Raw genomic sequence first — 25,077 nt, 5'->3', positions numbered from 1 at the left:
TCTTCAAGTAAGGACACCTACCTTCTTCTTTTCAAAAGAAGGCATTTCGTTAGCAGAGAATGTCATTGATTCGATTACATTCAACAAAGCTTTGACCGTATCGAATGAAGTCAAGCACACGGCTCCATTCTCTACCGCTTCTCTACGAATTCTGAATCCATCTCTTGCAGGCTGCTTTCCTTTCGTCAATGTATTGACTACAAATTGCACCTCACCTTGTTGAATTCGATCTAATAGGCTAGGGCTGCCTTCTTGAATTTTGTTTACTACAGTTACTGGTATATTGTTTTCAGCAATGAATTTTGCTGTCCCTTCTGTTGCTAGAATTTGATAACCAATGTCATAGAATCTTTGTACTAAAGTCAAGCCTTCCTCTTTATCCTTGTCTGCAATCGTAAATAATACTGAGCCGAAGGTAGGAATTTTCATTCCTGAAGCAATCAACCCTTTATAAAGTGCTTTCTCTAACGTCCGATCTCTTCCCATAACTTCACCTGTAGATTTCATTTCAGGACCTAGTGTAATGTCCACACGACGTAATTTTGCAAACGAGAAGACAGGGACTTTTACGAACACATCTTGTGGTTCTGGGTGGTATCCTGAATCATATCCTAGGTTCTTTAACCCTTCACCTAAAATCACTTTTGTTGCAATGTTTGCCATTGGGACGCCAGTAATTTTACTTAGGAATGGAACGGTTCTACTTGATCTAGGATTCACTTCCAAAACATACAATTCATCTTTACAAATCACATATTGGATATTAAGTAAGCCTACTATTTTCAATCCTTTTGCTAACTTTGTCGTGCAATCAATAATTTGATTTTTCATATGCTCAGTAATGGATTGAGGTGGATATACAGCAATGGAATCACCAGAATGTACCCCTGCTCTTTCGATATGCTCCATGATACCTGGGATATATACTGTTTCACCGTCTGATATTGCATCCACTTCGATTTCTTTTCCAAATAAATACTGGTCAATTAAAACGGGATGCTCCGGATTGATTTTCACAGCATTCTTCATATATTGAAGCAATTCTTGTTCTTGATAGACAATTTCCATCGCTCGACCACCAAGTACATAAGAGGGTCGTACTAAGACAGGATAGCCAATTTCGTTCGCTATTTTAATGGCTCCCTCTACTGAAGTAGCGGTTTTCCCTGGTGGTTGAGGAATGCCGAGCGTGTGTAATGTTTGTTCAAATTTATCACGATCCTCCGCACGATCCATATCCTCTAAACTTGTTCCGAGAATCTTCACACCTCTAGCACTTAATTCAGATGCTAAGTTGATTGCTGTTTGCCCTCCGAATTGAACGACAACCCCCATTGGATTTTCTTGGCGAACAACGTGCATGACATCCTCGATCGTTAATGGTTCGAAGTATAATTTGTCTGATGTGCTGAAGTCGGTAGATACCGTTTCAGGGTTATTGTTAATAATAATCGCTTCATACCCTGCTTCTTGAATCGCCCAGACAGTATGAACCGTTGCATAATCAAATTCAATCCCTTGTCCAATTCTTATTGGACCTGATCCAAGTACAAGTACACTTTCTTTCTTACTATCCACAACTTCATTTTCTTGTCCATATGTGCCGTAATAATATGGTGTTTCAGAATCAAATTCCGCTGCACATGTGTCTACCATTTTATAGACCGGGAAAATGTTTTGTTGTTCTCGATATTGGTAAACTTCTATCTCTTTCACGTTCCATAATTCAGCAATTACAGTGTCAGAGAAACCACGGACTTTAGCTTCTTTTAAGATGTCTAGGTCAAACGGTTTTGAAACAAGTTTCTGTTCAACCTCCGTAATATACTTCAATTTATTTAAAAAGAAGTGGTCAATTTTCGTCCATTCATATATGTCAGAGATTGGAACGCCTGACCTTATAGCTTCTGTTACATTGAATAAGCGTTGGTCATCGGTTGTTTTCAGTGTAGACTCCCAGTTATCTCCTTTCTTTACCTCTTCAGTGCATTGTAAATGAGAGAGATCGGTTTCAAGGGAGCGAACGGCCTTTAGTAATGACTCCTCAAAGTTACGCCCAATCGCCATAACTTCGCCAGTCGCTTTCATTTGAGTACCAAGCGTTCGGTTCGCTGCCTCAAATTTATCAAATGGCCATCTAGGTATTTTCGTGACGACATAGTCGAGTGCAGGTTCAAATGATGCATATGTTCTACCTGTAACCGGATTTTTCAGTTCATCTAACGTGTAGCCAACTGAAATTTTCGCAGCTAACTTCGCAATAGGGTACCCAGTTGCTTTAGAAGCAAGTGCTGAAGAACGACTTACTCTTGGGTTGACTTCAATGATATAGTAATTGGAACTTTCCGGGTCAATAGCAAGTTGAACATTACATCCACCCTCAATCTCCAACGCACGAATAATTTTCAAACTTGCATTTCTAAGTAGTTGATATTCCCGGTCTGAGAGCGTTTGACTTGGCGCGACAACAAATGAATCTCCTGTATGAACACCTACAGGATCAATATTTTCCATGTTACAAACGACGATTGCCCCGTCTTTACCATCTCTCATCACTTCATATTCAATTTCTTTATAACCCGCGATGCTTTTTTCTAACAAAACTTGAGATACAGGACTGTATTTTAAACCGCTTGAAATGTATTCCTTCAGTTCTGTTTGATTATGAGCAATGCCCCCACCTGTACCGCCAAGTGTGTACGCAGGTCTTATAATAACTGGAAAACCTATTTTCTTTACAAATTCATTGGCTTCACCCTGTGACCTTATGATTTCACTTTCAGGTATAGGTTCATTCAACTCATTCATTAATGTTCTAAATAAGTCTCTATCTTCGGCTTTTTGTATAGAATTTAAATTGGTACCTAAGAGCTCAACTCCATGTTCTTCTAGAACACCCGCTTCAGACAATTCCACTGCCAAATTCAAACCAGTCTGTCCACCTAAAGTGGCAAGAACGCCATCTGGTTTTTCTTTACGGATGATTCGACTAACGAACTCTACCGTCAATGGTTCAATGTATACTTTATCAGCCATTGTTGTGTCCGTCATGATGGTTGCAGGGTTAGAATTGACGAGTATGACCTCATATCCTTCCTCTTTCAATGCTTGACAGGCTTGTGTTCCTGCATAATCAAACTCAGCAGCTTGCCCAATGACAATCGGACCAGACCCGATAACTAGTATTTTATGGATATCTAAACGTTTTGGCATAACACATTCCCCGCTTTCTTAGAAGTAGACATGAGCATCATGAATTGTTCAAACAAATCGTTGGAATCAGTTGGTCCAGGTGAAGCTTCCGGGTGAAATTGAACACTAAATGCAGGATATTCTTTATGGCGGTATCCTTCTATGGTTCCATCATTAATGGCTGTATGAGTTACTTTCAACCCGAGCGCTTCAAGTCCATTTGGTTCAACCGTATAACCGTGATTTTGTGAAGTAATCATCACTTTCTCTGTTTCTAAATCCTTTACCGGATGATTGACACCTCTATGTCCGAATTTCATTTTAACGGTACTTGCCCCACATGCTAGACCAAGCAACTGATGACCTAGGCAGATCCCGAAGATCGGTACTTTCCCAAGAATATCTTCAACCATATGAATCGCTTCTGGAACATCAGTAGGGTCTCCAGGTCCATTGCTCAACATAACTCCATCAGGTTGTAAACGGAGGATTTCTTCCGAGCTAATATGATAAGGTACAACTGTAACGTTACACCCTCTCTCAATGAGTTCTCTTAGAATTCCTCGTTTCGCACCAAAATCTACGAGTACAACACGTTTTCCTCTCCCTGGTAGTGTGTATGGAGTCGTGGTAGAAACCTTGTGCACTTGATTAGTAGGTAGCGAAGTGCGATTTAATTCTTCAATGACTTCGTCTATATTTACATCCAGGGAACACATCATCCCTTTCAACGTTCCATGTGTTCTGATCTTCCTAGTAAGGGCTCTCGTATCTATACCTGATAATCCAGGGATGTCTTTTACACGCAACAATTCGTCAATCGTACTATTAGATTGCCAGTGGCTCGGTTCACTTGTCGCCTCACTGACGATAATACCTGCTAAAGCTGGTTCAATAGATTCAAAGTCTTCGTGGTTAATCCCATAATTACCTATTAGCGGATAAGTGAATGTAATAATTTGATCACAGTATGATGGGTCAGATAATGTCTCTTGGTATCCAGTCATCCCTGTTGTAAAAACAACTTCCCCTCTGGTATCACGCATACTACCGATTGCAGTTCCCTCAAATATACTTCCGTCCTCTAGAATCAGCTGTCTTTTCATCATGCAAATACACTCCCATTCTTATAGGCTACTTTTCCTGCAACAAGTGTTAACGTGGGCCAGCCGTTGCAAATACGATCTTCAAAAGGTGTATTGCGTCCTTTAGACATAAAATGCTTTGGTTGGACCGGCTTCTCATGTTCAAGGTCTATCACGACAAGGTCTGCTGGTGCGCCTTTTTCAATTTTTCCGTACGGTAGATTAAAGCATTCAGATGGCCTTGAGGTCATGCGGTCTATAAGGAAAGTCAGCTCACATATACCGGGTTTGACGAGGTACGTATATAAAAGTGGAAAAGCAGTCTCTAACCCAACAATTCCGAAAGGAGCTCTTTCAATGCCAACCCCTTTTTCCTCTTCTGTATGAGGGGCGTGATCTGTCGCTATAAAATCGATGGTTCCATCTATCAGCCCTTCAATGAGTGCAACTCGGTCATCTTTACTTCTAAGTGGTGGGTTCATTTTGAAATTAGACGATCGATCAATGATGTCATCTTCACATAATAATAAATGATGCGGAGTTACTTCGGCGGTAACATGTATGCCCGCTTTCTTCGCATCACGCACAACTCTTACAGATTCCTTTGTACTAATATGACAGACATGATAATGTACACCAGTCGCTTCAGCTAGTAAAACATCTCTAGCGATCTGAACACTCTCACAAACTGAAGGTATACCGCTTAAGCCTTGTGCCTTTGAATAAGCACCTTCATGGACACATCCCTTATGAATAAGTGTATTCTCCTCACAATGCGCGACAATCGCCATGTCTAAACATGCAGCCTTTTGCATCGCCTTTAACATCGTATCTGCATTTTGGACACCGACGCCATCATCCGTAAATGCAAAAGCCCCTTCCTCTTTCAACCCTTTCATGTCTACAAGCTCTTCACCAATTTGTCTTGTCGTAATTGCGGCATATGGTAATACTCTCGTGCAAGCCGACTCTTTAATTCGTTTTTGTAAATTCCGCATAGTGTCGACATCGTCGGGAACTGGTCGGGTGTTTGGCATTGCAGCAATTGTTGTAAAACCACCTTTGGCTGCGGCTTGGGTACCAGTTTCAATGGTTTCTTTATGCTCGCCACCTGGTTCTCTTAAGTGGACATGTAAATCAACAAAGCCTGGTGCTAATAGATTACCTTCCAAGTCAATCACTTCATAATCTTTCATATCGATGTTGGATCCAATCTCAGCAATTCTCGAATCTTGAATCAATACATCTTTCAAAGGTCCTTCCATTTGATTACATAATTGAGCATTCTTAAGTAATAATCCCATTGCTACCTACCTCCTCAAATTGTAGCGACCAATTTAGAACCGCCATTCGGACTGCGACACCATTGTTCATTTGTTTAAAAATCCTAGATCGATCACTTTCAACTAGTTCAGAAGCAATTTCAACTCCTCGATTAACGGGAGCGGGGTGAAGGATAATGCTCTGAGATTTCATCATCTTTTCCCGTTCTACGGTTAGACCATATCGCTGATGATATTCCTCTTTCATTAGGTCCATCCCATTACGGTGTCTTTCATGTTGTATACGAAGCATCATAACGACATCCGCTTCTTTAACAGCTGTATCTATTGGGACATAATAACCGTTTTCCATTTCATCATCCATCCACTGCTCCGGGCCTGAAAACAAAACATTTGCACCCATTTTCCTAAGTAAACTTGCGTTTGATCTAGCAACACGACTATGACGAACGTCACCTATGATTGCTACAGTTAAACCTTGGAGGACAATAAATTCTTGTCTAATCGTAAGAAGGTCTAACAGTGACTGGGTTGGGTGATTTCCACATCCATCTCCTGCATTTAGAATTGGAATGCCAATCCCCTTTAATTCGTTGAAATACTGATCTTGATTATGTCGGATGACAACTACATTTGCTCCTATTGCCTCAAGTGTTCTAACGGTGTCGTACAAACTCTCGCCTTTTTGTACACTGGACCCTTCTGCTTCGAAATTTAGAACGTGTAGTCCAAGTCGTTTTTCTGCAATCTCAAAGCTAAATTTCGTTCTCGTACTCGGTTCGTAGAAAAGGTTGGCTACGAAACGTTTCTCTTTCGGTACTGGAAAGTTGAAGTTGTCATCGATAACATGTTGCGCGCGTTGTAATAGGTGATCGACGAGTTCAGGCTCAAGTGTATCGATCGTCAGTAAATGGTTCATTATGACCCTCCTTAAACAAGATTTTTATCGCTATTTTAAGCAGCGGGTTCTTTTGATTGATTTTGACTGTCTTCCTTGAAGATGGATGTATTTTGAACATCTTTATCTCTCCCAGGTATGAGGAGGTTTAACAAGATTCCGGTTATGGTTGCAAGTGCCATACTCGCTACTTGAAACTCGTCAGTAATTTGGAGTGTGGCCCCACCTACTCCAAGAACTAAGATGACTGATGATATGACTAAGTTGCGTTTTTTTCCTAAATCTACTTTGTTATCAATCAACATTCTTAAGCCAGATGAGGCAATAATTCCGAACAACAGAATGGATACGCCACCCATAACTGGGGTTGGAATTGTACTGATCAGTGCAGTGATTTTACCGACGAAACCAAAAGCAATTGCGAGTAGTGCTGCTCCTCCGACTACGAATACACTAAATACTCTCGTAATCGCGAGAACACCAATGTTTTCACCATATGTCGTATTTGGAGGTCCTCCTAGGCATGAAGCGATAATCGTTGCAACGCCATCACCTAATATTGATCTATGAAGTCCTGGTTTTGCGATGAAATTTTTACCGACAACTTTACTTAATACCATTTGATCCCCTATATGCTCAGTAATCGTGACGACTGCTATCGGAACCATTATCAGAGCGATTTGCCATGAGAAGGTCGGACTGTAAGACACAAACGGTATCATCAAGTCTGGAACTTGAAGCCAACTCGCTTCTTGGACCGGCGTGAAGTCAATTAACCCTATCGAGTATGCATAAAGGTAACCTCCAATAATACCTACTAAGACAGGTATCAGGTTCAGAAAACCTTTAAGAAATACTGCAGCAATAATAGTGATTCCTAATGTAACTAATGCTGCTGAAAAATGTGGTAGGCTATATACCTTTGGATCCGATCCTGGAATATACATCGCCATGTCGATCGCTGTTGTTGCTAGGCCTAGACCAATTACGATGATTACAGGACCTACAACGACTGGTGGTAATATTTGAAGCAACCATTTAATCCCTAGCGTTTTAATGAGAACAGCTACGCCACCGTATACGAGTCCTGCTAAGAAGCTACCGACCATCACTGCTTCCATTCCACCTAATGACTTGGCAAGAATAATCGGTGCAATAAATGCAAACGATGAACCGAGATAAGCCGGGATTTGACCTTTAGTGATTAACAAGTATGCTAGTGTCCCTAATCCACTTGAAACGAGTGCGACTGCTGGGTTTAATCCAACTAGGAATGGCACGAGGATGGTCGCACCGAACATCGCAAACAAATGTTGAAAGCTTAGTACAAGCCACTTTCCTTTACTAGGTATTTCTCTAATGCCAACTTCTTTTTGATTCATTATGTTTCCTCCTCAGATTGAGGCCCAAAAAAAACCTCTTTGCAGGCATGCAAAGAGGTTGGATGAACTAGACGAATTGTGTATATGCTTCGCCAAATTCATTCCCCTTTGCCAGCCTCACGGGACTGACTTAAAAAGGGCCATATTAGTTTTTTTGTATTAACACTTGCTCTTGATGATCAACTTCTCTTAGGTCAACACTTACGATTTCCTCTCGGGAAGTCGGTACATTTTTACCTATGAAATCTGGTCGTATCGGAAGCTCCCGATGTCCTCTATCAATCAGTACTGCAAGCTGGATTTGTTCTGGTCTACCAAGATCCATCACAGCATCCATGGCAGCTCTGACTGTTCTTCCGGTGTAAAGGACATCATCAACTAAAACGACGGTTTTATTTGTTATATCAACGGGTATATCTGTTCCTTTAAGCATCGGTTCTTCATTATCTGTCTTTTTGGAAAGATCGTCTCTGTAAAGTGTAATATCAACTTCACCTTTAATGACTTTCTCACCTTCAATCTGCTCGATCCGTTTGCTCAATCGTTCAGCCAGATAAACACCTCTCGTTTTAATCCCAACAAGGACTAAATTTTCAGTGCCTTTATTTCTCTCTAGTATTTCATGAGCGATCCTTGTAAGTGCTCGTTTAATTGCTTGCTCGTCCAGTAATACGGTCTGTTCCACAGCCCTTCACCCCCTTTTGTAATATAAAAACCTCTCACCCTTACGGCGAGAGGTTATACGTCTCCTAATGAATACACAAGCATACTGCAATGCCTTGTGTTAAGAACCGATACCTTCTCAGCCTCACGGGACTGATCTTAAAGGTCTTTGTAATTGTTGAAATGATTATCTCAAACGCTTTGAATACTGTCAAGCCTCATTTCGACGTAAATCGTCTAAAAGCGTCGTCATATCTTCAGGAAGATCAGAAGTAAACTCCATTTCTTCTTCAGTTCTAGGGTGGATGAATCCTAATGTTTTTGCATGAAGAGCTTGTCCTGAAATCGGCAACGTTTTCTTTGGACCATACTTCGGGTCACCTGCAACAGGATACTCAATGTAATTCATATGGACACGTATTTGATGTGTTCTACCTGTTTCCAAAATACATTCCACAAAGGTATATGCGTTAAATCGTTCAAGAACATTAAAATGCGTAACCGCATCTTTACTATTTTTATCAGTTACAGCCATTTTCTGACGATCTTGAGCATCCCTTCCAATCGGTGCATCAACCGTTCCTTTATTATGTGGAATGACACCGTGAACAATCGCTTCATACTTTCTTGTCGTCGATTTATCTTTCATTTGCTGACCTAAGTGTTGATGTGCATGATCGTTCTTAGCAACGACGAGCAAACCAGTCGTATCCTTATCAATCCTGTGCACAATGCCCGGACGCAATACACCATTAATGCCTGAAAGATCCTGGCAATGCGCCATTAATCCATTTACTAATGTCCCTGTCATATGACCTGGAGCCGGATGAACGACCATTCCTCTTGGTTTGTTAACGACAAGGAGATCCTCGTCCTCATAAATGATATCTAATACCATTGATTCAGCGATGACCTCAAGTGGTTCTGGCTCTGGAATTTCAATTATAATTTCATCACCATCAGTACATTTGTAATTCGCTTTAACAATGTTTCCATTCACCTTCACCCGTTGTTCTTTAATCCATTGTTGAACTTGAGAGCGTGACGTATCCCCCTGCTCATTAGAAATGACTTTATCAAGTCGATCTCGACCTTCTAATCCAGTTACTTTAATATATACTTGTTCCATACTAATTCTCCTTCGATGTTCTTCCTTCTAATAGAAAAGCAATTGCAATAAGTCCAACACCAATCACTAATGCTGAGTCAGCGATATTAAAAATTGGAAAATCATAATTAATAATATAAAAGTCTAGAAAATCAACAACCTCTCCTCTAAATAAACGGTCGATGAAATTCCCAACTGCTCCTCCAAGGATGAGTGCTAATGACGTACTCAGCAAATCGTTCCCAATTGCTTCTGTATGTAAATAATAAATGACAGCGATCATCACTACAATCGTTACAATAATAAATAACCACATTTGTCCTTGGAGAATACCGAATGCTGCACCCCTATTGCGGTGAGATTGTATGTAAAATAAATTCTCAATAATCGTGACTTGCTCGCCCAATTCCATATTCCGTACAATTAGCCATTTAGTTAGTTGGTCTGTAATTAAAACGAATAAAGCTAAAAGGTAATATCTAACAATCTTCATTTGTCCCCCACCTTTATTTCTATCCGTTTGATTTTAGCATAATAAAGGTTCTTTCACAATCAATCAGAGGACTATATTGAAGGCTAAAGTAGCGTCTTTTGACAAAAAAAGAACAGCCAACCTCATGACTGTTCTCCTTCATCGATGTTTGATTGTTCGTTCATATATTCATCATATTGAACATTCCGCTCTATATGGACGTCATCTGGTCCAGTATAACCTTCAATATCTGTTGAAACAAACTGTTCATAGTCTTCTACATACCCCGTTTTATCTTTATTATCAATTAAAGAAGTGTCTTCATAGGTCATACTATTTTCGTTGAAGGAAGCAACTTCATCATATGCATTTGGATCTTGGATATCATTATCCCTTTCTTCAGAATAATGCTCTTCCATTGAAGTGATAACCTCTTCTTCTATTGGACGATCGGTAGATATTTGCTGATTAGGAGATACAGACTTTATCGTTCTTGCCGTCGGCAGAGCCTCTAGTCTTTCAATCGGTATCGCCTGACCAGTAACTTCACATGTGCCATACGTTCCTAGTTCAATTTGATTAAGAGAATATTCAATATCTGAAAGCTCTTCTTTTAAATGTTCATTTAGCGCCATGTCCTTCTCACGTTCAAACAGTTCTGTCCCAGAGTCAGCCGGATGGTTGTCGTATTGTGATAACTCACCAGAAGCATTATCACTTCCAAAGCCTCTATTTAAACCGTAATGGTCATTTTGCTCAAATTCATGTACAATTTCTTGTTTCCTTGCTTCTAGTTGCTTCTTTAAGTGATCAAAATTCATGTCACACTCCCCTTCCTATACAATCCTCATTATAGTTTGACCAGAGCATCTCTTTTTACACCATTATTTTGTGCATAAAAAGAAACTGGCCTATAATCAGACCAGTTTCAGTACTTACCAATTAATATTAATAATTATTTTTTACGACAGTCGCACAGCGTTCACATAACGTTGGGTGATCAGCATCCGTTCCGACTGTAGTTGTCACAGTCCAACAGCGGTCACATGTTTCACCATCTGCGGCTTTAACGACAATCCCCACTTGATCATAAACATGTGCTTCTTCTGGAGCATGATCCTTATCCCCAGCAATTGAAGCTTTTGAAACGATAAAGAATTTATCAAGTTCTGCTACACCGTTCAATAGTTCTTTTGCTTCAGTTGAAGGATAAAGTTCAATAGATGCTGCCAGGGATTTTCCAATTACTTTTTCATTCCTTGCATTTTCTAAAGCCTTGAGAACTTCATCACGGATTTCAAGCATGCCATCCCATTTCTCAATAAGAGCTTCAGCATTGTCATATTGCTTTACTTCAGGCATGTTGGATAACTGAACACTTTCTTCTTTCACGCCTGGAATGTAAGCCCAAACTTCATCAGCAGTATGAGCTAAAATTGGTGCAACAAGCTGCGTTAAAGATACGACGCTATCGTATAGTACCGTTTGCATTGAACGACGCTTATGATCGTTTTCACCCTCAATGTATAACGTATCCTTAGCCAAGTCCAGATAAAATGAACTTAATTCGATGGTACAGAAATTATGGACTGCATTATAGACTGACAAGAATTGATAATCATCGTATGCATCTTTAACACGTTCTACGAGCTTATTCACTTTTACGGCCATATATTGATCTAATTCATTCATATCTTCATATGCTACACGGTGTTGTGTAGGATCAAATCCGTTTAAGTTTCCAAGCATGAATCGAAGCGTGTTACGGATTTTACGATAGACTTCAGAAACTTGCTTCAAGATATCATCTGATACCCGAACGTCAGACTGGTAATCGACTGACGAGACCCAAAGACGGATGATGTCCGCTCCGAGTTGTTTCATGACCTTCATTGGATCGATGACATTTCCGAGAGATTTACTCATCTTCTTGCCTTCACCATCTAATGTGAATCCGTGCGTGATGATCGTTTTGTATGGTGCTTTCCCTGTCACAGCAACGCTTGTAGTAAGAGAAGAGTTGAACCATCCTCGGTATTGGTCTGTTCCTTCTAAATAGACGTCTGCTGGACGGTCAAGTTCAGGGCGTTCATTCAATACACTTTGGTGAGATGATCCTGAATCAAACCAAACATCCATAATATCTGTTTCTTTCGTAAATGTGCCGTTCGGACTATGTTCCGAAGTAAATCCTTCTGGCAGAAGTTCCGTTGCTTCCCACTCAAACCAAATATTAGAACCATGTTCTCGGAAAAGATTTGAGATATGATCAATCGTTTCAGGCGTGATAATCGGTTCTCCATCTTCACCGTAAAAGACAGGAATCGGTACGCCCCATACTCTTTGACGAGAAATACACCAGTCATCACGATCTTTTACCATGTTGTGAAGGCGAGTTTCGCCCCAGCTAGGATACCATTTCACATCTTTGATTTCTGATAGTATTTGATCTTTAATTTTTTCAATAGATGCAAACCATTGGTCTGTAACACGGAAAATGATTGGTTTCTTCGTTCTCCAGTCGTGCGGATAAGAGTGCGTGATGAATTCGAGCTTCAATAACGCATTAACTTCTTTTAGTTTCTCCGTAATCGGTTTGTTCGCAGTATCATAGAACATGCCTTCATAACCAGGTGCCTCGTCAGTCATAACACCTTTTCCATCTACTGGACAAAGAATTCCAAGATTATATCTTTTTCCAACTTTAAAGTCATCTTCACCATGACCAGGAGCTGTATGCACACAACCTGTCCCAGATTCTGTTGTTACGTGATCACTTAAAACGACAAGTGAATCACGGTCATACAATGGGTTTGTTGTGACAACATGTTCAAGCTCTGCACCTTTCATTTTCTTCAACACTTTTGTGTTTTCCCATTCAAGTGAAGTCGTTAAATGTTCAAGTAAATCTTCAACGACTACAAACTTACGGCCATCCGCCTCAACAACAACATAAGTGTATACAGGATGTACAGAAATACCCAGGTTTGCAGGGAGCGTCCAAGGTGTCGTCGTCCAAATGACAACCGAAACATCTTGTTCCAACACACCTTTACCATCTTTCACAGGAAATGCAACATAAATGGACGGTGAGCGCTTATCTTGGTACTCGATTTCCGCTTCAGCAAATGCAGACTCAGAAGATGGTGACCAGTATACTGGCTTTTTCCCTTTATAGATCAGACCTCGATTTGCCATTTCACCGAACACCTTGATCTGTTCTGCCTCATATACCTTGTTCAATGTAATATATGGATTGTCCCAATCTCCACGTACTCCGAGACGCTTAAATTGTTCTTTTTGTAGTTTAACTTGTTCTAGCGCATACTCTGCACACATTTTACGAAATTCAGCAATACTATGTTCTTTACGGTTGACTTTTTTCTTCTTCGCTAACGCTGTTTCAATCGGCAAACCGTGTGTATCCCAACCTGGGATGTACGGTGCATTGAAACCGTTCATCGATTTGTAACGGACGATGATATCTTTGAGAATCTTGTTTTCTGCGTGACCTAGGTGAATATCTCCGTTTGCATATGGAGGTCCATCATGCAAGATGAATTTAGGTAGATCCTTGTTCTTTTCAAGTACCTTCTGATAAATTTGATCGCTTTCCCATTTCTCTTGGATATTTGGCTCCTTATTTGGAAGTCCACCCCGCATAGGAAAATCTGTTTTCGGCATTAAGAGTGTATCTTTATAATTCATTAAATTTTCCACCTTTCTCATTTTCTTTTTCAAAAAAATCGTTTTGAGCGATTGTTCAGTTTCATGCCAATATCTAATCTAATTAAGTATCCAGCTACTTCAGGTTGAAAAAGCCAGAAAAATAAAAAAACCTCCTCATCCCAATAGGGACGAGAAGGTTGCTCGCGGTACCACCCTAATAGGCATATAATCCTTATCCTAAGATTATATAACCCACTCAAGCATTCGTAACGAGAATGATTCGCTATAGCTTACTGATCGTTCAGCTTAGAACTCAAGGGTGATTTTCCGTATCAGTTCTATGTCAGGCTCACACCAACCCTAACTCGCTATGAAAGAAACTGAAACGTACTCTCCCCATCTTAGTTTACGTTTATAACTGTTTTAAAATTATATAAGATATGAGATCAGTTCGTCAAGTGACGTTCACGTTTTCTGTTTTGGACTCGTTCAGCTCATATTCTGATTCCTCATCTTCTGGAGGCATGAGGTGATCCCAGTCTTCGGTTTTCAACATCTCTAATTGAGCTTCAATCAACATCCGGAAACGAGTTCGGTAAACAGAAGATTGCTTCTTCAGTTCTTCAATATCCAACATCACTTTTCGTGATTTTGCAAGTGATTCGTTAATGATTCGATCAGCATTCTTTTCTGCTTCTTTCACAATTAGTCGAGCTTCTTTATTCGCATTTCTCTTCACTTCTTCGCCAGTTTCTTGGGCGACAACAATCGACTTGTTCAACGTCTCTTCAATATTGGTGAAGTACGCTAATTTCTCTTCCATCTTCGCTAAGTTTTCTTGCAGATCTTTCTTTTCTCGGATCACGGTCTCATAATCTTTAATCACTTGATCCAAAAATTCATTAACTTCATCCTCATCATATCCTCGAAAACCACGATTGAACTCTTTATTATGAATATCCAATGGTGTTAAAGGCATGACGCCACCCCCCGTATCGATGTCTTTACTACTTGTTTTTTTCGACATTTTACCTAACAATTCCTGCTCTTATTTCGATTTTTTTGTTCCGTATGTAATTTTCCACTTTCCTTTTTTACTTTGTCCATCCACAGTTATTAGTTTAGCACGACCTAACCCTCTGACAGAAATTTGATCGCCTTCCTGTAATAGGCTGGATGGCTGCTCAACAGTTTTCCAATTGAGCTTTACCTTTTTATTCGTAATAAAGGGTGTCACTTTTGACCTTGATAACCGAAATGCTTCTGAAAGAATGACATCTAGGCGTAAAGAAGATACTGTACTTTGTTCATTAGACCACTGATCGGTCGGTCTTATTAAATGCTCTGGTTGTAACTCCTTAATCTTCACAGTAGATTTCCCTATTGAAGTCAGGTTCAATCGGACATAGTCCGCAATTTCCTCTGCTACAACAAGATGACATATACCATCACCCATTAGGATATCACCAAACTTCTTTCTCTTCACGCCTAAACTCATCAAGGCACCCAGAATATCTGAATGTTTCAATGTAACAAATTTAACTGGGTACTCGAGTTCTAAACATTTTACGGCAAAATCCGAATCATTTGGTTCATAATAAACGGGGTACATTAAGGCTCTCGTTCTTTCTGCCCCCTCGTACCCCTGCCAGAAATCTAGTTGTAATTCATCACTTGTGCCAATCAATGAACGTAGGATAAATTGCTCTCTTGGATCTAGAAAGTCAGTCGCCTTCATTCTGTATTGATCGATCACTGTTTTTCTCCATTCTAGAACTTGATCTATGAATGGTTGTTCTTCGGTTCTAAAATGATCATAAATTGACATACAACCACCTACAAGTAGCTAAATAACGAACTTACACCAATTTGCGCAAAATATAACGCAAATAATGCAGCAATCGGTGACAAATCAATCATCCCTAGCGGCGGAATGATCTTCCTAAACTGCGCTAGAAACGGTTCAGTAATAGAGCCTAAAAATTGTCCAAACGACGATTCCCTTGCATTTGGAACCCATGACATGAAAATGTAAATAATTATGAGCCACCTGTAAGCCCCGATTGCAAATATAAGGATATCTTCTAACATTCTATAAACCACCCTTTGTTCTACTATTATTCTATTCTCCGGTCATTTCAGATATGGCACCGGAGACGTCTACATTATCTGGCGTACACATAAATGTATTGGGGCCTAGCTTTTGTATATCTCCTCCAATAGCATATACAGTACCACTCAAAAAATCTACTATACGTTTTGCTTGGTCGAGAGGAATCCGTTGCAAGTTCATCACAACAGCTCTTCGATTCGTTAATTGATCAGCAATCTCCTGCGCCTCTGAGTAGGTCCTAGGTTCTACGAGAACGACTTTTACTTGTTGCTGCACGCTTTGAAGACTAACAATGTTTTGACTCTTCTGGTCTCGACGAGATCGACTCATCGGTTCGATTTCCTCATCACGCTCTTGTTCAGATTCATAAAGTTCTTCTTCATACATATCATCATCAAAAGCAAAGAAATTCTTTAATTTTGATTTAATTCCCATGTTGAGCCTCCTTAACATGAACTTAGAATAAAGTACGTCTCACTTATTTACGTTCGTTTCCTACTAATGAAGTACCGATTCGAACAAAAGTTGCTCCTTCTTCTACTGCAATTGAATAATCATTCGACATGCCCATAGATAGCTCAGTACAAGGTGCATTGGATAGGTTCAAGTGCTGCACTTTCTGTTGTAAATGGCGCGTTTTCTGGAAAATGCGCCTTAATACTTTTTCATCTTTAATATGGGGAGCCATTGTCATTAAGCCGATGATTTCAATTGAATCATATTTCTCAAGTTGTTGAACAAATTCAATCAATTCATCAGCTGAAACACCATGTTTGGATTTTTCTTCTGATACATTGACCTGAACAAAGCACTTCACTTTTCGATTCGTTCTCTTGTGAATTTCCTTTGCTAAAGAAAGTCGGTCAAGAGAGTGTATGTAGTCAACCTTATCAATAATGGACTTCACTTTTCTAGATTGGAGAGTTCCAATAAAGTGCCATTTAACATGACCGGTAACCTGTTCATATTTATGTATAAAGCCTTCATCTCGATTTTCTCCTAAATGAACAATACCCGAATCGACAGCTTCTTGGGTTGTTTCAACACTAACATATTTAGTTACAGCAATAATGGATACATTCTCTGGATTTCGATTAGATCGTTCACAAGCCTTTGAAATCTGTTGATTGATGCTCTGTAAGTTGTCTGAAATTCTCAATATTACAGGTTACACCTCCTATTCGTTAAACATGATAAAACCAAGCATTCTACCTGTTTGTCCATTCTCTTTACGATGTGAAAAAAAATGATTAACGGAACAACTTGTACACAAAGTGGTTACATGGATTTGAGTTGATGGAACACCAGCCTTAATAAGAAGTTGTCTATTCAATTCTTGCAGATTGAGCATATACTTCCCTGTAACTGTCGTTGTGGTATAAGGCTTAACCTTATCTTCCATTATGTCGTCTACATGGTCAATCACATGTTGATCTACTTCATAACAACACTGTTGTATAGAAGGACCGATCCAAACCTCTATCTCATCAGAAGGTATGTTTTCTTCCTTACTCCAAGTGTGAATCATTTCTTGGGCAATTCTAGAAACAGTCCCTTTCCAACCAGCGTGTACAATTCCCACTATGTTAAGATTCTTGGCTGAAAAATATATGGGTACACAATCAGCGTATGCCAAAGCAAGAACAATATTGGAATCTTTGGTATACAACCCATCCGTACCTATTATTCCCGTGTGGTAGAGATTTGAACCCTTCCCTGCGTCTACACGTTTCACTTCTGAAATTTGTTTCCCATGGACTTGGTCAGCAAAAACCCATTGATTCAATTTTGTATTTAATGCATTTGCCAAACGGTTTCGATTTTCAATCACATCAGATGATTGGTCATGAACATGAAGCCCTAGATTTAATGCGTGAAAAGGTTGATGACTAACCCCTCCATGTCTTGTTGATATGCCTGCAACGACATTCCGGTTAGATCGTAACATTTCATTTATCGTATAATAGCATTCATGTTTCATATGAAATGGTTCTACCAAATTCAACCCTCAAATCAAATCTTAGTGTCGCATTTTGTTGCGATAGACTTATTTTATCACAAGTTGTTGAATTGTTGGAGAACTCAGCTATTTAACTTTTCGATGAATTATGGAACCCCTGCGGTGAAAGTTGGTTCTCGGCATGGTCCTCAAACCGAACAAGTATAACATCTTTCCCGATTTTCACAATATCTCTCCACGGGATGATGATATCATTTTCTTTTCTCATAAATCCCATCATTCTACCTGCCCCAGGGATGACAATCGCTTCTATTTTTCCAGTTCCTAGGTTGATTTCTAGATCTGCAATATGCCCAAGCTTCCTACCATTAGATACATTCACTACATCTTTCACTTGAAATTCAGATATTTTTATCACTAGAGATTCCCCCACCTTTCATGATAGTCATCATTTAAACAAGACTCTCTATTAAATATATGAGCATAGAATTTTATATGAACAAAAAATAAACAGAAAAAACACAAGTATTTGTAAGGAACACAGTGTTGAAACAAAAATAAAGCACCCAACTCCCTTGTGCCTATGTCAGGCAGAAGATAGCAAGTGCTTTATTTTCTAGGTATTTGTCAATCGTTCTTAACCACTTTGTATACTTTTGTTCATTTGATTAATTGCTGCCTTTTCTAAACGTGAAACTTGTGCTTGGGAGATTCCGATTTCATCAGCAACTTCCATTTGTGTCTTACCTTGAAAGAAGCGCATCGTAAGAATCAACTTTTCTCGTTCGTTTAATCTAGTCATTGCTTCACGTAACGCAATTTCCTCAATCCACTGATAATCCTTCTGTTTATCATCACTAATTTGATCCATCACAAAAATCGGCTCACCGCCGTCGTTATAGATAGGCTCAAACAATGAAACGGGATCTTGAATCGCATCTAATGCAAATACAACCTCTTCTTTCGTAACATCTAACTCACGAGCAATTTCTGTAGGGTTAGGTTCCCTTGATTCTTTGCTGACAATCTTATCCCGTACTTGAAGTGCCTTATAGGCGATATCTCTAAGTGATCTAGACACTCTAATAGGATTATTATCCCTTAAGTATCTTCTGATTTCTCCAATGATCATAGGTACCGCGTAAGTTGAAAACTTTACATTCTGACCTAGATCGAAGTTATCAATTGATTTCATTAGACCAATACATCCAACTTGGAATAGATCATCAACATATTCTCCGCGATTATTGAATCGCTGTATGACGCTTAAAACAAGTCTTAAGTTACCGTTTACTAACTTTTCTCTTGCTGTTAAATCTCCATTCTGCATTTCTTTAAACAGAATTCTCATTTCTGTGTTTTTCAAAACTGGAAGCTTAGATGTATCCACACCACAAATCTCAACTTTATTACGGGTCATATCTTCCCCTCCAATTGGGAGTAACTGTAAAAGTAAGTATCTCCTCAGGAGGGAATTTTATGCACAAGCTATGAAAATGTAGAAATTCAAAGGTTACATCATTTTATTAAATTCCTTTTGTAATCGCTTAATAATGCGTTTTTCAAGTCTTGAAATGTAGGACTGGGAAATCCCAAGTAAATCAGCTACATCCTTTTGTGTCTTCTCCTCTCCACCAGCAAGTCCAAATCGGAGCTCCATAATTTGTTTTTCTCGTGGTGATAACGAAAATAATGCTTTCGTCAGGAGCTTTCGATCTACATTCGCTTCAATCCCTTTCGTTATGATGTCTTCATCAGTACCCAATACATCTGAGAGAAGCAATTCATTGCCATCCCAGTCAACATTAAGTGGCTCATCAAAAGATACCTCTGAACGTGTTTTATTATTCCTTCGTAAGTACATGAGAATTTCATTTTCAATACATCTAGAAGCATAAGTTGCAAGTTTTATTTTCTTTTCCGGATTAAAAGTATTAACTGCTTTAATCAACCCAATTGTTCCAATACTGATAAGATCTTCAATATTAATACCGGTATTTTCAAATTTTCTAGCGATGTACACAACCAACCTTAAATTTCGTTCAATTAACACCGCTCTTGCAGCTTTATCTCCTTTTGGTAGCTTCTTAAGAAGTAAAGCTTCTTCATCTTTCGAGAGGGGTGATGGAAGCGCTTCGTTTCCGCCTATGTAGTATATCTCCTCTGTCTTCACCCCAAGTTTGATTAGCAGTTTGTACCAGAATAAAGTAATTCTTAGTTTTAACTTGCCCATTCCTTATCCCCCTCAAATTCTGATGGATTTTTATTTTTCACATTTAAAATATCAAATAGATTAAGATGCAGATGAAGTCACACTAGCATGGGACAACATTTTAGGATGCAAAATAGCTTGGTAATCTCCTTCTCCTGAAACATTCGTAAAAGAGAGGCCAACAATTACATTTTTTGTTTCATATTTCACACCTTCTGACCAAATAGCCATATGATCTGCTTTAACGCCCATTAAGAATTGATGGTTACTACCTACTGCACGATACGGAATAATTTTCATACGATCAATCCATGGGTTTTCTTCATCCACTACTTCCCCTATATTTTCAAGGCTAGTGGCATGGCTGATTACTTCTTCAGGAAGATCGTTTTTAAACACAGTCAGGTCTAGTATCATTACAGGCGTTTTCGAAATAGGCTCGTGTAGCTGATTACCACTATCTAACAGCCCTTGTCCTTTAAGAATAGTTGTCTCAATCCTTAATTCGAAATTCATGATTTGGTCGTAACGAAGTTTTCGGATTTCAATATCGCCTACTCTTCGTTTGGTGAAATAGAGCATTACTGGCACCATCAATATAACGAATAGCCAACTTACAGGATCCCCCATCCCAGTAGATTGGGTGGTCAAAACTCCATTCATAATTTCAGCTTCAGTTTGAAGAAAGAAATGTATCCCGAATATCCCTCCTCCAGTGATAAACGATGCAAAGTAAAACATAAATAAACCTTGTACAAAAGAACCGAAACGTTTGTAGCCAAAAGTACAATAAATGATAAAGACTGAGTAAATAAATTTTACAATAGGATGGTATACGAGGCTTGATTCTAAGAAAAGCATAAGTACGTACAAAGAACCAAAAAAAGCTCCGATCATTAACCTTACGAAAGTGATTTTCCTTTTCAAAATAACCGATGTCAGCCATAACAGCATGAAATCAATTGAGAAATTTAGTAACCAAATGACATCGAGGTATATCGTCATTGGCTGCTCCTTTCTAAGGTAGAACTGTGAAATAAGTATAGCTCAGATATTAGGAAATTGTCTGTCGGTTTATGAGGAGTACAACCCATTTATTTTGGAGGATTACTAGAGGTTTTGTCGGTGAGGAGGATTTGCAATTATTCCCTCTTTATTACACGTCATCACTCAGAAGTGAGACTTGCGCACCCTGAAATCTAAATTTGAAGACACGCTAGAGACTCCATTCCAGCTAGTCAAAAGATGTACGAATAAAATCTTATAATACAAAACAGTCCTCCAGTCGGAATACATTCCGATTGGAGGACTGTTAAATTTACATATAAATTAGCGACGACGATTACGGTTTCTCAAGAATGCTGGTATATCAAGCGTATCGTTGATATCCGATTGAGGAGAAGAGTTCGTTGTACGCTGACTTTCTTGTTGTCTTTGCGGTTGTTCTTCCCTGCTCTTTTGAGCTGGTTGTTGATTCTGATTATTCACGTTTTGCTTTGGACGTGGTTGTGCTTTAGGTTGACCACCTTGCACTTCATCAAAACCAGTCGCAATGACTGTAACTAAAATTTCATCTTTAAGATCTTCATTAATAACAGATCCGAAAATCATATTCACATCTTCATCTGATGCGGATGAAACGATATCAGCAGCTTCATTCACTTCATAAAGACTTAAGTTAGAGCCGCCAGTGATATTCATTAACACACCTTTAGCTCCATCAATAGATGTTTCAAGTAACGGACTGGAGATCGCTTTCTTAGCAGCATCCGTTGCACGGTTTTCACCAGCAGCTACACCTATTCCCATAAGAGCAGATCCTTTAGAAGTCATGATTGTTTTCACATCAGCAAAGTCTAAGTTAATGAGTCCAGGAACTGCGATTAGATCTGAAATACCTTGTACACCTTGTCTTAGCACGTTATCTGCTTCACGGAACGCTTCCAGCATAGGGGTATTTTTATCAACAATTTCAAGAAGCCGATCATTAGGAATGACGATTAGCGTATCTACTTTTTCTTTTAGTGTCTCAATTCCACCGACCGCGTGAGTAGAACGTTTTCGTCCTTCAAATGTAAATGGTCGTGTAACGACACCTACTGTTAACGCACCGATTTCCTTTGCAATTTCGGCAATGACTGGAGCAGCTCCAGTACCTGTACCGCCACCCATTCCTGCGGTTACAAAGACCATATCTGCACCTTCTAGTGCTTCTTCGATCTGTTCTTTACTCTCTTCTGCAGCTTTCTTCCCAATATCAGGATTAGCTCCAGCACCTAAACCTCTTGTTAACTTTGATCCAATTTGCATTTTCACTTGTGCTCTAGATAAGTTTAAAGCTTGAGCATCTGTGTTTACTGCAATAAATTCTACACCTTGAACGTTATTTTCTATCATACGATTGACAGCATTACTTCCGCCGCCGCCAACACCGATTACCTTAATCTTTGCAAGGCCATCCATATTCATATCAAACTCTAGCATTTTGCGATCCTCCTAATCTTCTGGTTTTTGTCATTTTCGGGATTATTCGAAGAATGTTCCAAACCAGTCCTTCATTCTATTCTTCACACCCGGCTTGTCCTTTTCTACTCTCTGTTGTTCAGTATTACGACGCTTCTTGACCGGTTGTTCTTCTTCGTGCTCATTCGAGATTGAAGCAGCAACTTCTTTCCCTTGAACCTTAACATTTTTAAACGTGAATTGAATTAAACCGACACCAGTTGTATATTGAGCTTCGCGTACACCAATGTAATCTGGCATCGATACTCGTACGTTTTGGTCAAGAACTTCCCTTGCCAACTCGAGAACTCCTGGCATGGCAACAACCCCACCTGTTAGGACAAATCCGCCAGGTAGATCTTGATAACCATTTCGATTTAATTCTTCAAGAATTAAGCCGAAAATCTCTTCTAATCTCGGTTCAATAATATGTGACAGTTCATATTGAGAGAACTGCTGTTCATTAGAGGAACCAATACGAGCCACTTCGAAAGTTTCTTCATCAGATGCATGGTCAATAAAAGCATGTCCATGCTTTACCTTAACACGTTCTGCATCTTCTGTGGTCGTTCGTAGACCAATCGAAATATCTTTAGTAACAAAGTCTCCCCCGATTGGTAATACTTTCGTAAATTGAATGGACCCTTGATCAAAGACTGTTAAAGTCGTAGATCCTGCCCCCATATCTACTAAAGCAACACCTAGGTTACGTTCATCCTTATTAAGAGATACTGTTCCTGCTGCCAAAGGCTGTAGACAAATATCCGCTACTTCTAAGCCAGCACGTTCTACACACCTGAGTACATTATGTAAAATCGTTTTTGATCCAGTTATTAGAATGCCTTCCATCTCAAGTCTTACACCAATCATTCCTCTAGGATCATTGATTTCACCTAAACCATCAACGACAAATTCTCTTGGAATGACATCTATAATTTCTCGTTCAGGAGGAATAGACATAACTTGTGCAGCATCTATGACTCTTGTAATATCTTCATCTCTAATTTCACGGTCTTCACTAGATACTGCAACTACTCCATGACAAGGTTGTAGTTGAACATGATTCCCTGTAATTCCTACAATGACAGAGTTCGCTTTAACCCCTACCATTCTTTCAGCTTGTTCAACCGCTTTCTTTATTGAACGAACAGTTTCATCAATATCAACAATGGAACCTTTTTTGATTCCTTCTGATTTCTCATTCCCTACTCCAATTACATTAAAGGATTCATCAGACATTTCTCCAATGATTACTTTAATATTGGATGTACCGATGTCTAAGCTAATCATAACTTCGCTGCTGTTCATTCTTTGGCACCTCCCTCAAAATATCGATTCTTGCTTAGTCCACTACTAGATTGAATATCCTTATAATGCATTATTTAAAGTCATATTTCTAGGAAAAAAGCCTATTTAAGGAATGTATTCAACACCAAGCAAGTATTCCCTTTATTTTTTATAAGTTTTTCGTATTAATTTCTCTCTTTTGCTTCTGTTTTCTTCCAATTAGATAGAATTAATCTACGGATGACAGCAATGTTGTTGAATAATCTCACCCCAAAAGCAAAAATTGCCGCTAAGTACAAGTCTACACCAAGATGGACACCTAGAAAAGCTAAACCTGCTGCTAGCAATATGTTAAAGAAAAAGCCTGACACAAACACACGATCATCGAATGTTTTTTGTAACTGTGCACGAATGCCACCGAACAACGTGTCAAGTGCTGCGAGCACCGCAATAGATAAATAACTAGAGTATTCATCTGGTATGCGTAGGTCTGACATGAAGCCTAGAAGGAGGCCAATCATTAAACCCAAAATTGGTAACCACATTTTAGGAATCCCCCTTCTCTTTCATATATTTAACACGGATCTGATGATCATAAGGCGGAATCGTTACGTTATCTACAAGTTTAGAAGTTAAGAGAAGATTCTCTCTTGCAAAATCTTCACCTGATTGAGATGTCTGCATTTCAGTATGGAGCTTGTTAGAGTTTTTGGATAAAACTTTGACCTTAACTGGAAATGGAGATAAAGGCTCTTCATTAATATAAGTTTTTTCATTTACTTCGCGTATTGGCGTAGTATTAACAATCCGTTCACCGTCGATAGATATTTCTTGTGCTCCATACGTATTAAGTTCATTGATCAATCTACGTATGAGCTCAGGGTGAACAGTTCCAGTGCTTGTTCCAAGTAAATTTTCATCGTCTAATAATGGTTCGATTGTCAAAACAATTCCGTGACCGCTAACTTCAGTTAAACCTGCATCTTTTTTTAATTCTGCTAAAGTATTTTCAAGTGCTTTTATTTGGTCTTCCTTACTTTCACCTGAATATTGATCAATTAGCTTTTCATTTTTAATAATTTCATTGTATAACTCTTGTTGAACCTTCTTTTGCTGTTCTAGATCTTGTCTCAATTCCCATATATCCCTTGTGTCTCGAACGACTGGTTCGCTGGTAGTATGAAATAAGACAGCTACCATGAATCCGATTGTCATTGTTGTTAAGGCCAAAATCAGATTTCTGCGCATCAT

24 protein-coding genes and 1 other annotated feature are annotated in these 25,077 nt (G+C 39.2%); all 24 genes read right to left on the bottom strand.

Annotated elements, in window-relative coordinates; genetic code table 11:
* Positions 1-3: 3 nt before the first annotated feature.
* Positions 4-3,213 carry a carbamoyl-phosphate synthase large subunit gene (gene carB, locus L2716_RS04800; protein ID WP_236332301.1) on the bottom strand — a complete coding sequence of 1,070 codons (3,210 nt, stop codon included), beginning with the start codon at positions 3,211-3,213 and terminating at the stop codon, positions 4-6.
* Positions 3,198-4,298 carry a carbamoyl phosphate synthase small subunit gene (locus L2716_RS04795; RefSeq protein ID WP_236337797.1) on the bottom strand — a complete coding sequence of 367 codons (1,101 nt, stop codon included), beginning with the start codon at positions 4,296-4,298 and terminating at the stop codon, positions 3,198-3,200. The genes carB and L2716_RS04795 overlap by 16 nt, the downstream gene beginning before the upstream one ends.
* Positions 4,298-5,581 (bottom strand): dihydroorotase, encoded by a 1,284-nt coding sequence (locus tag L2716_RS04790; protein WP_236332299.1) that lies wholly within the window; start codon positions 5,579-5,581, stop codon positions 4,298-4,300. The genes L2716_RS04795 and L2716_RS04790 overlap by 1 nt, the downstream gene beginning before the upstream one ends.
* Complete coding sequence (locus L2716_RS04785) at positions 5,565-6,479, bottom strand: aspartate carbamoyltransferase catalytic subunit (RefSeq protein WP_236332297.1); 915 nt, start codon at positions 6,477-6,479, stop codon at positions 5,565-5,567. Before L2716_RS04785 ends, L2716_RS04790 begins: the two co-directional genes overlap by 17 nt.
* A gap of 35 nt (positions 6,480-6,514) precedes the next feature.
* Positions 6,515-7,840 (bottom strand): solute carrier family 23 protein, encoded by a 1,326-nt coding sequence (locus L2716_RS04780; RefSeq protein WP_236332296.1) that lies wholly within the window; start codon positions 7,838-7,840, stop codon positions 6,515-6,517.
* 145 nt (positions 7,841-7,985) lie between these two features.
* Complete coding sequence (pyrR, locus tag L2716_RS04775) at positions 7,986-8,525, bottom strand: bifunctional pyr operon transcriptional regulator/uracil phosphoribosyltransferase PyrR (RefSeq protein WP_236332294.1); 540 nt, start codon at positions 8,523-8,525, stop codon at positions 7,986-7,988.
* 189 nt (positions 8,526-8,714) lie between these two features.
* A complete protein-coding gene (locus L2716_RS04770; protein ID WP_236332292.1) occupies positions 8,715-9,632 on the bottom strand; it encodes an RluA family pseudouridine synthase in 918 nt (305 codons plus the stop codon).
* 1 nt (position 9,633) lies between these two features.
* A complete protein-coding gene (lspA, locus tag L2716_RS04765) occupies positions 9,634-10,098 on the bottom strand; it encodes a signal peptidase II (RefSeq protein WP_236337796.1) in 465 nt (154 codons plus the stop codon).
* A gap of 128 nt (positions 10,099-10,226) precedes the next feature.
* Positions 10,227-10,904 carry a TraR/DksA C4-type zinc finger protein gene (locus L2716_RS04760; RefSeq protein ID WP_236332290.1) on the bottom strand — a complete coding sequence of 226 codons (678 nt, stop codon included), beginning with the start codon at positions 10,902-10,904 and terminating at the stop codon, positions 10,227-10,229.
* A gap of 127 nt (positions 10,905-11,031) precedes the next feature.
* The gene (gene ileS, locus L2716_RS04755) at positions 11,032-13,791 is read right to left on the bottom strand and encodes an isoleucine--tRNA ligase (protein WP_236332288.1); all 2,760 of its coding nucleotides are present in this window, start codon (positions 13,789-13,791) and stop codon (positions 11,032-11,034) included.
* Between the two features lie 142 nt (positions 13,792-13,933).
* Positions 13,934-14,164: a binding site (T-box leader), on the bottom strand.
* A gap of 42 nt (positions 14,165-14,206) precedes the next feature.
* On the bottom strand, positions 14,207-14,731 hold the full coding sequence (locus tag L2716_RS04750) for a DivIVA domain-containing protein (RefSeq protein ID WP_236337795.1): 525 nt from the start codon (positions 14,729-14,731) through the stop codon (positions 14,207-14,209).
* Positions 14,732-14,800: 69 nt separating this feature from the next.
* A complete protein-coding gene (locus L2716_RS04745) occupies positions 14,801-15,580 on the bottom strand; it encodes a YlmH family RNA-binding protein (protein WP_236332286.1) in 780 nt (259 codons plus the stop codon).
* Positions 15,581-15,588: 8 nt separating this feature from the next.
* On the bottom strand, positions 15,589-15,843 hold the full coding sequence (locus L2716_RS04740; protein WP_236332284.1) for a YggT family protein: 255 nt from the start codon (positions 15,841-15,843) through the stop codon (positions 15,589-15,591).
* A 31-nt stretch (positions 15,844-15,874) separates the two neighbouring features.
* Positions 15,875-16,300: a cell division protein SepF gene (locus tag L2716_RS04735; protein WP_236332282.1), complete on the bottom strand. Its 426-nt coding sequence runs from the start codon at positions 16,298-16,300 to the stop codon at positions 15,875-15,877.
* A gap of 43 nt (positions 16,301-16,343) precedes the next feature.
* The gene (locus L2716_RS04730) at positions 16,344-17,024 is read right to left on the bottom strand and encodes a YggS family pyridoxal phosphate-dependent enzyme (protein ID WP_236332280.1); all 681 of its coding nucleotides are present in this window, start codon (positions 17,022-17,024) and stop codon (positions 16,344-16,346) included.
* 18 nt (positions 17,025-17,042) lie between these two features.
* Complete coding sequence (gene pgeF, locus L2716_RS04725) at positions 17,043-17,846, bottom strand: peptidoglycan editing factor PgeF (protein ID WP_236332278.1); 804 nt, start codon at positions 17,844-17,846, stop codon at positions 17,043-17,045.
* A gap of 109 nt (positions 17,847-17,955) precedes the next feature.
* Positions 17,956-18,243: a YlmC/YmxH family sporulation protein gene (locus tag L2716_RS04720; protein WP_236332275.1), complete on the bottom strand. Its 288-nt coding sequence runs from the start codon at positions 18,241-18,243 to the stop codon at positions 17,956-17,958.
* A gap of 219 nt (positions 18,244-18,462) precedes the next feature.
* The gene (sigG, locus tag L2716_RS04715; protein ID WP_236332274.1) at positions 18,463-19,245 is read right to left on the bottom strand and encodes an RNA polymerase sporulation sigma factor SigG; all 783 of its coding nucleotides are present in this window, start codon (positions 19,243-19,245) and stop codon (positions 18,463-18,465) included.
* Between the two features lie 93 nt (positions 19,246-19,338).
* Positions 19,339-20,058, bottom strand: a complete 720-nt coding sequence (gene sigE / locus L2716_RS04710; RefSeq protein WP_236332271.1) for an RNA polymerase sporulation sigma factor SigE — start codon at positions 20,056-20,058, stop codon at positions 19,339-19,341.
* Between the two features lie 60 nt (positions 20,059-20,118).
* Positions 20,119-21,042, bottom strand: a complete 924-nt coding sequence (spoIIGA, locus tag L2716_RS04705) for a sigma-E processing peptidase SpoIIGA (RefSeq protein ID WP_236332269.1) — start codon at positions 21,040-21,042, stop codon at positions 20,119-20,121.
* 324 nt (positions 21,043-21,366) lie between these two features.
* Positions 21,367-22,521, bottom strand: a complete 1,155-nt coding sequence (gene ftsZ, locus L2716_RS04700; protein ID WP_236332268.1) for a cell division protein FtsZ — start codon at positions 22,519-22,521, stop codon at positions 21,367-21,369.
* Positions 22,522-22,563: 42 nt separating this feature from the next.
* On the bottom strand, positions 22,564-23,847 hold the full coding sequence (gene ftsA / locus L2716_RS04695; RefSeq protein WP_236332266.1) for a cell division protein FtsA: 1,284 nt from the start codon (positions 23,845-23,847) through the stop codon (positions 22,564-22,566).
* 164 nt (positions 23,848-24,011) lie between these two features.
* A complete protein-coding gene (locus L2716_RS04690) occupies positions 24,012-24,371 on the bottom strand; it encodes a small basic family protein (RefSeq protein ID WP_236332264.1) in 360 nt (119 codons plus the stop codon).
* A 1-nt stretch (position 24,372) separates the two neighbouring features.
* On the bottom strand, positions 24,373-25,077 hold the full coding sequence (locus tag L2716_RS04685; RefSeq protein ID WP_236332262.1) for a DUF881 domain-containing protein: 705 nt from the start codon (positions 25,075-25,077) through the stop codon (positions 24,373-24,375).

Origin of the sequence: Pseudalkalibacillus berkeleyi (genome assembly GCF_021608225.1) — a bacterium.
Classification (GTDB): domain Bacteria; phylum Bacillota; class Bacilli; order Bacillales; family Fictibacillaceae; genus Pseudalkalibacillus; species Pseudalkalibacillus berkeleyi.
This window is presented reverse-complemented; position numbering and strand designations above follow the sequence as displayed.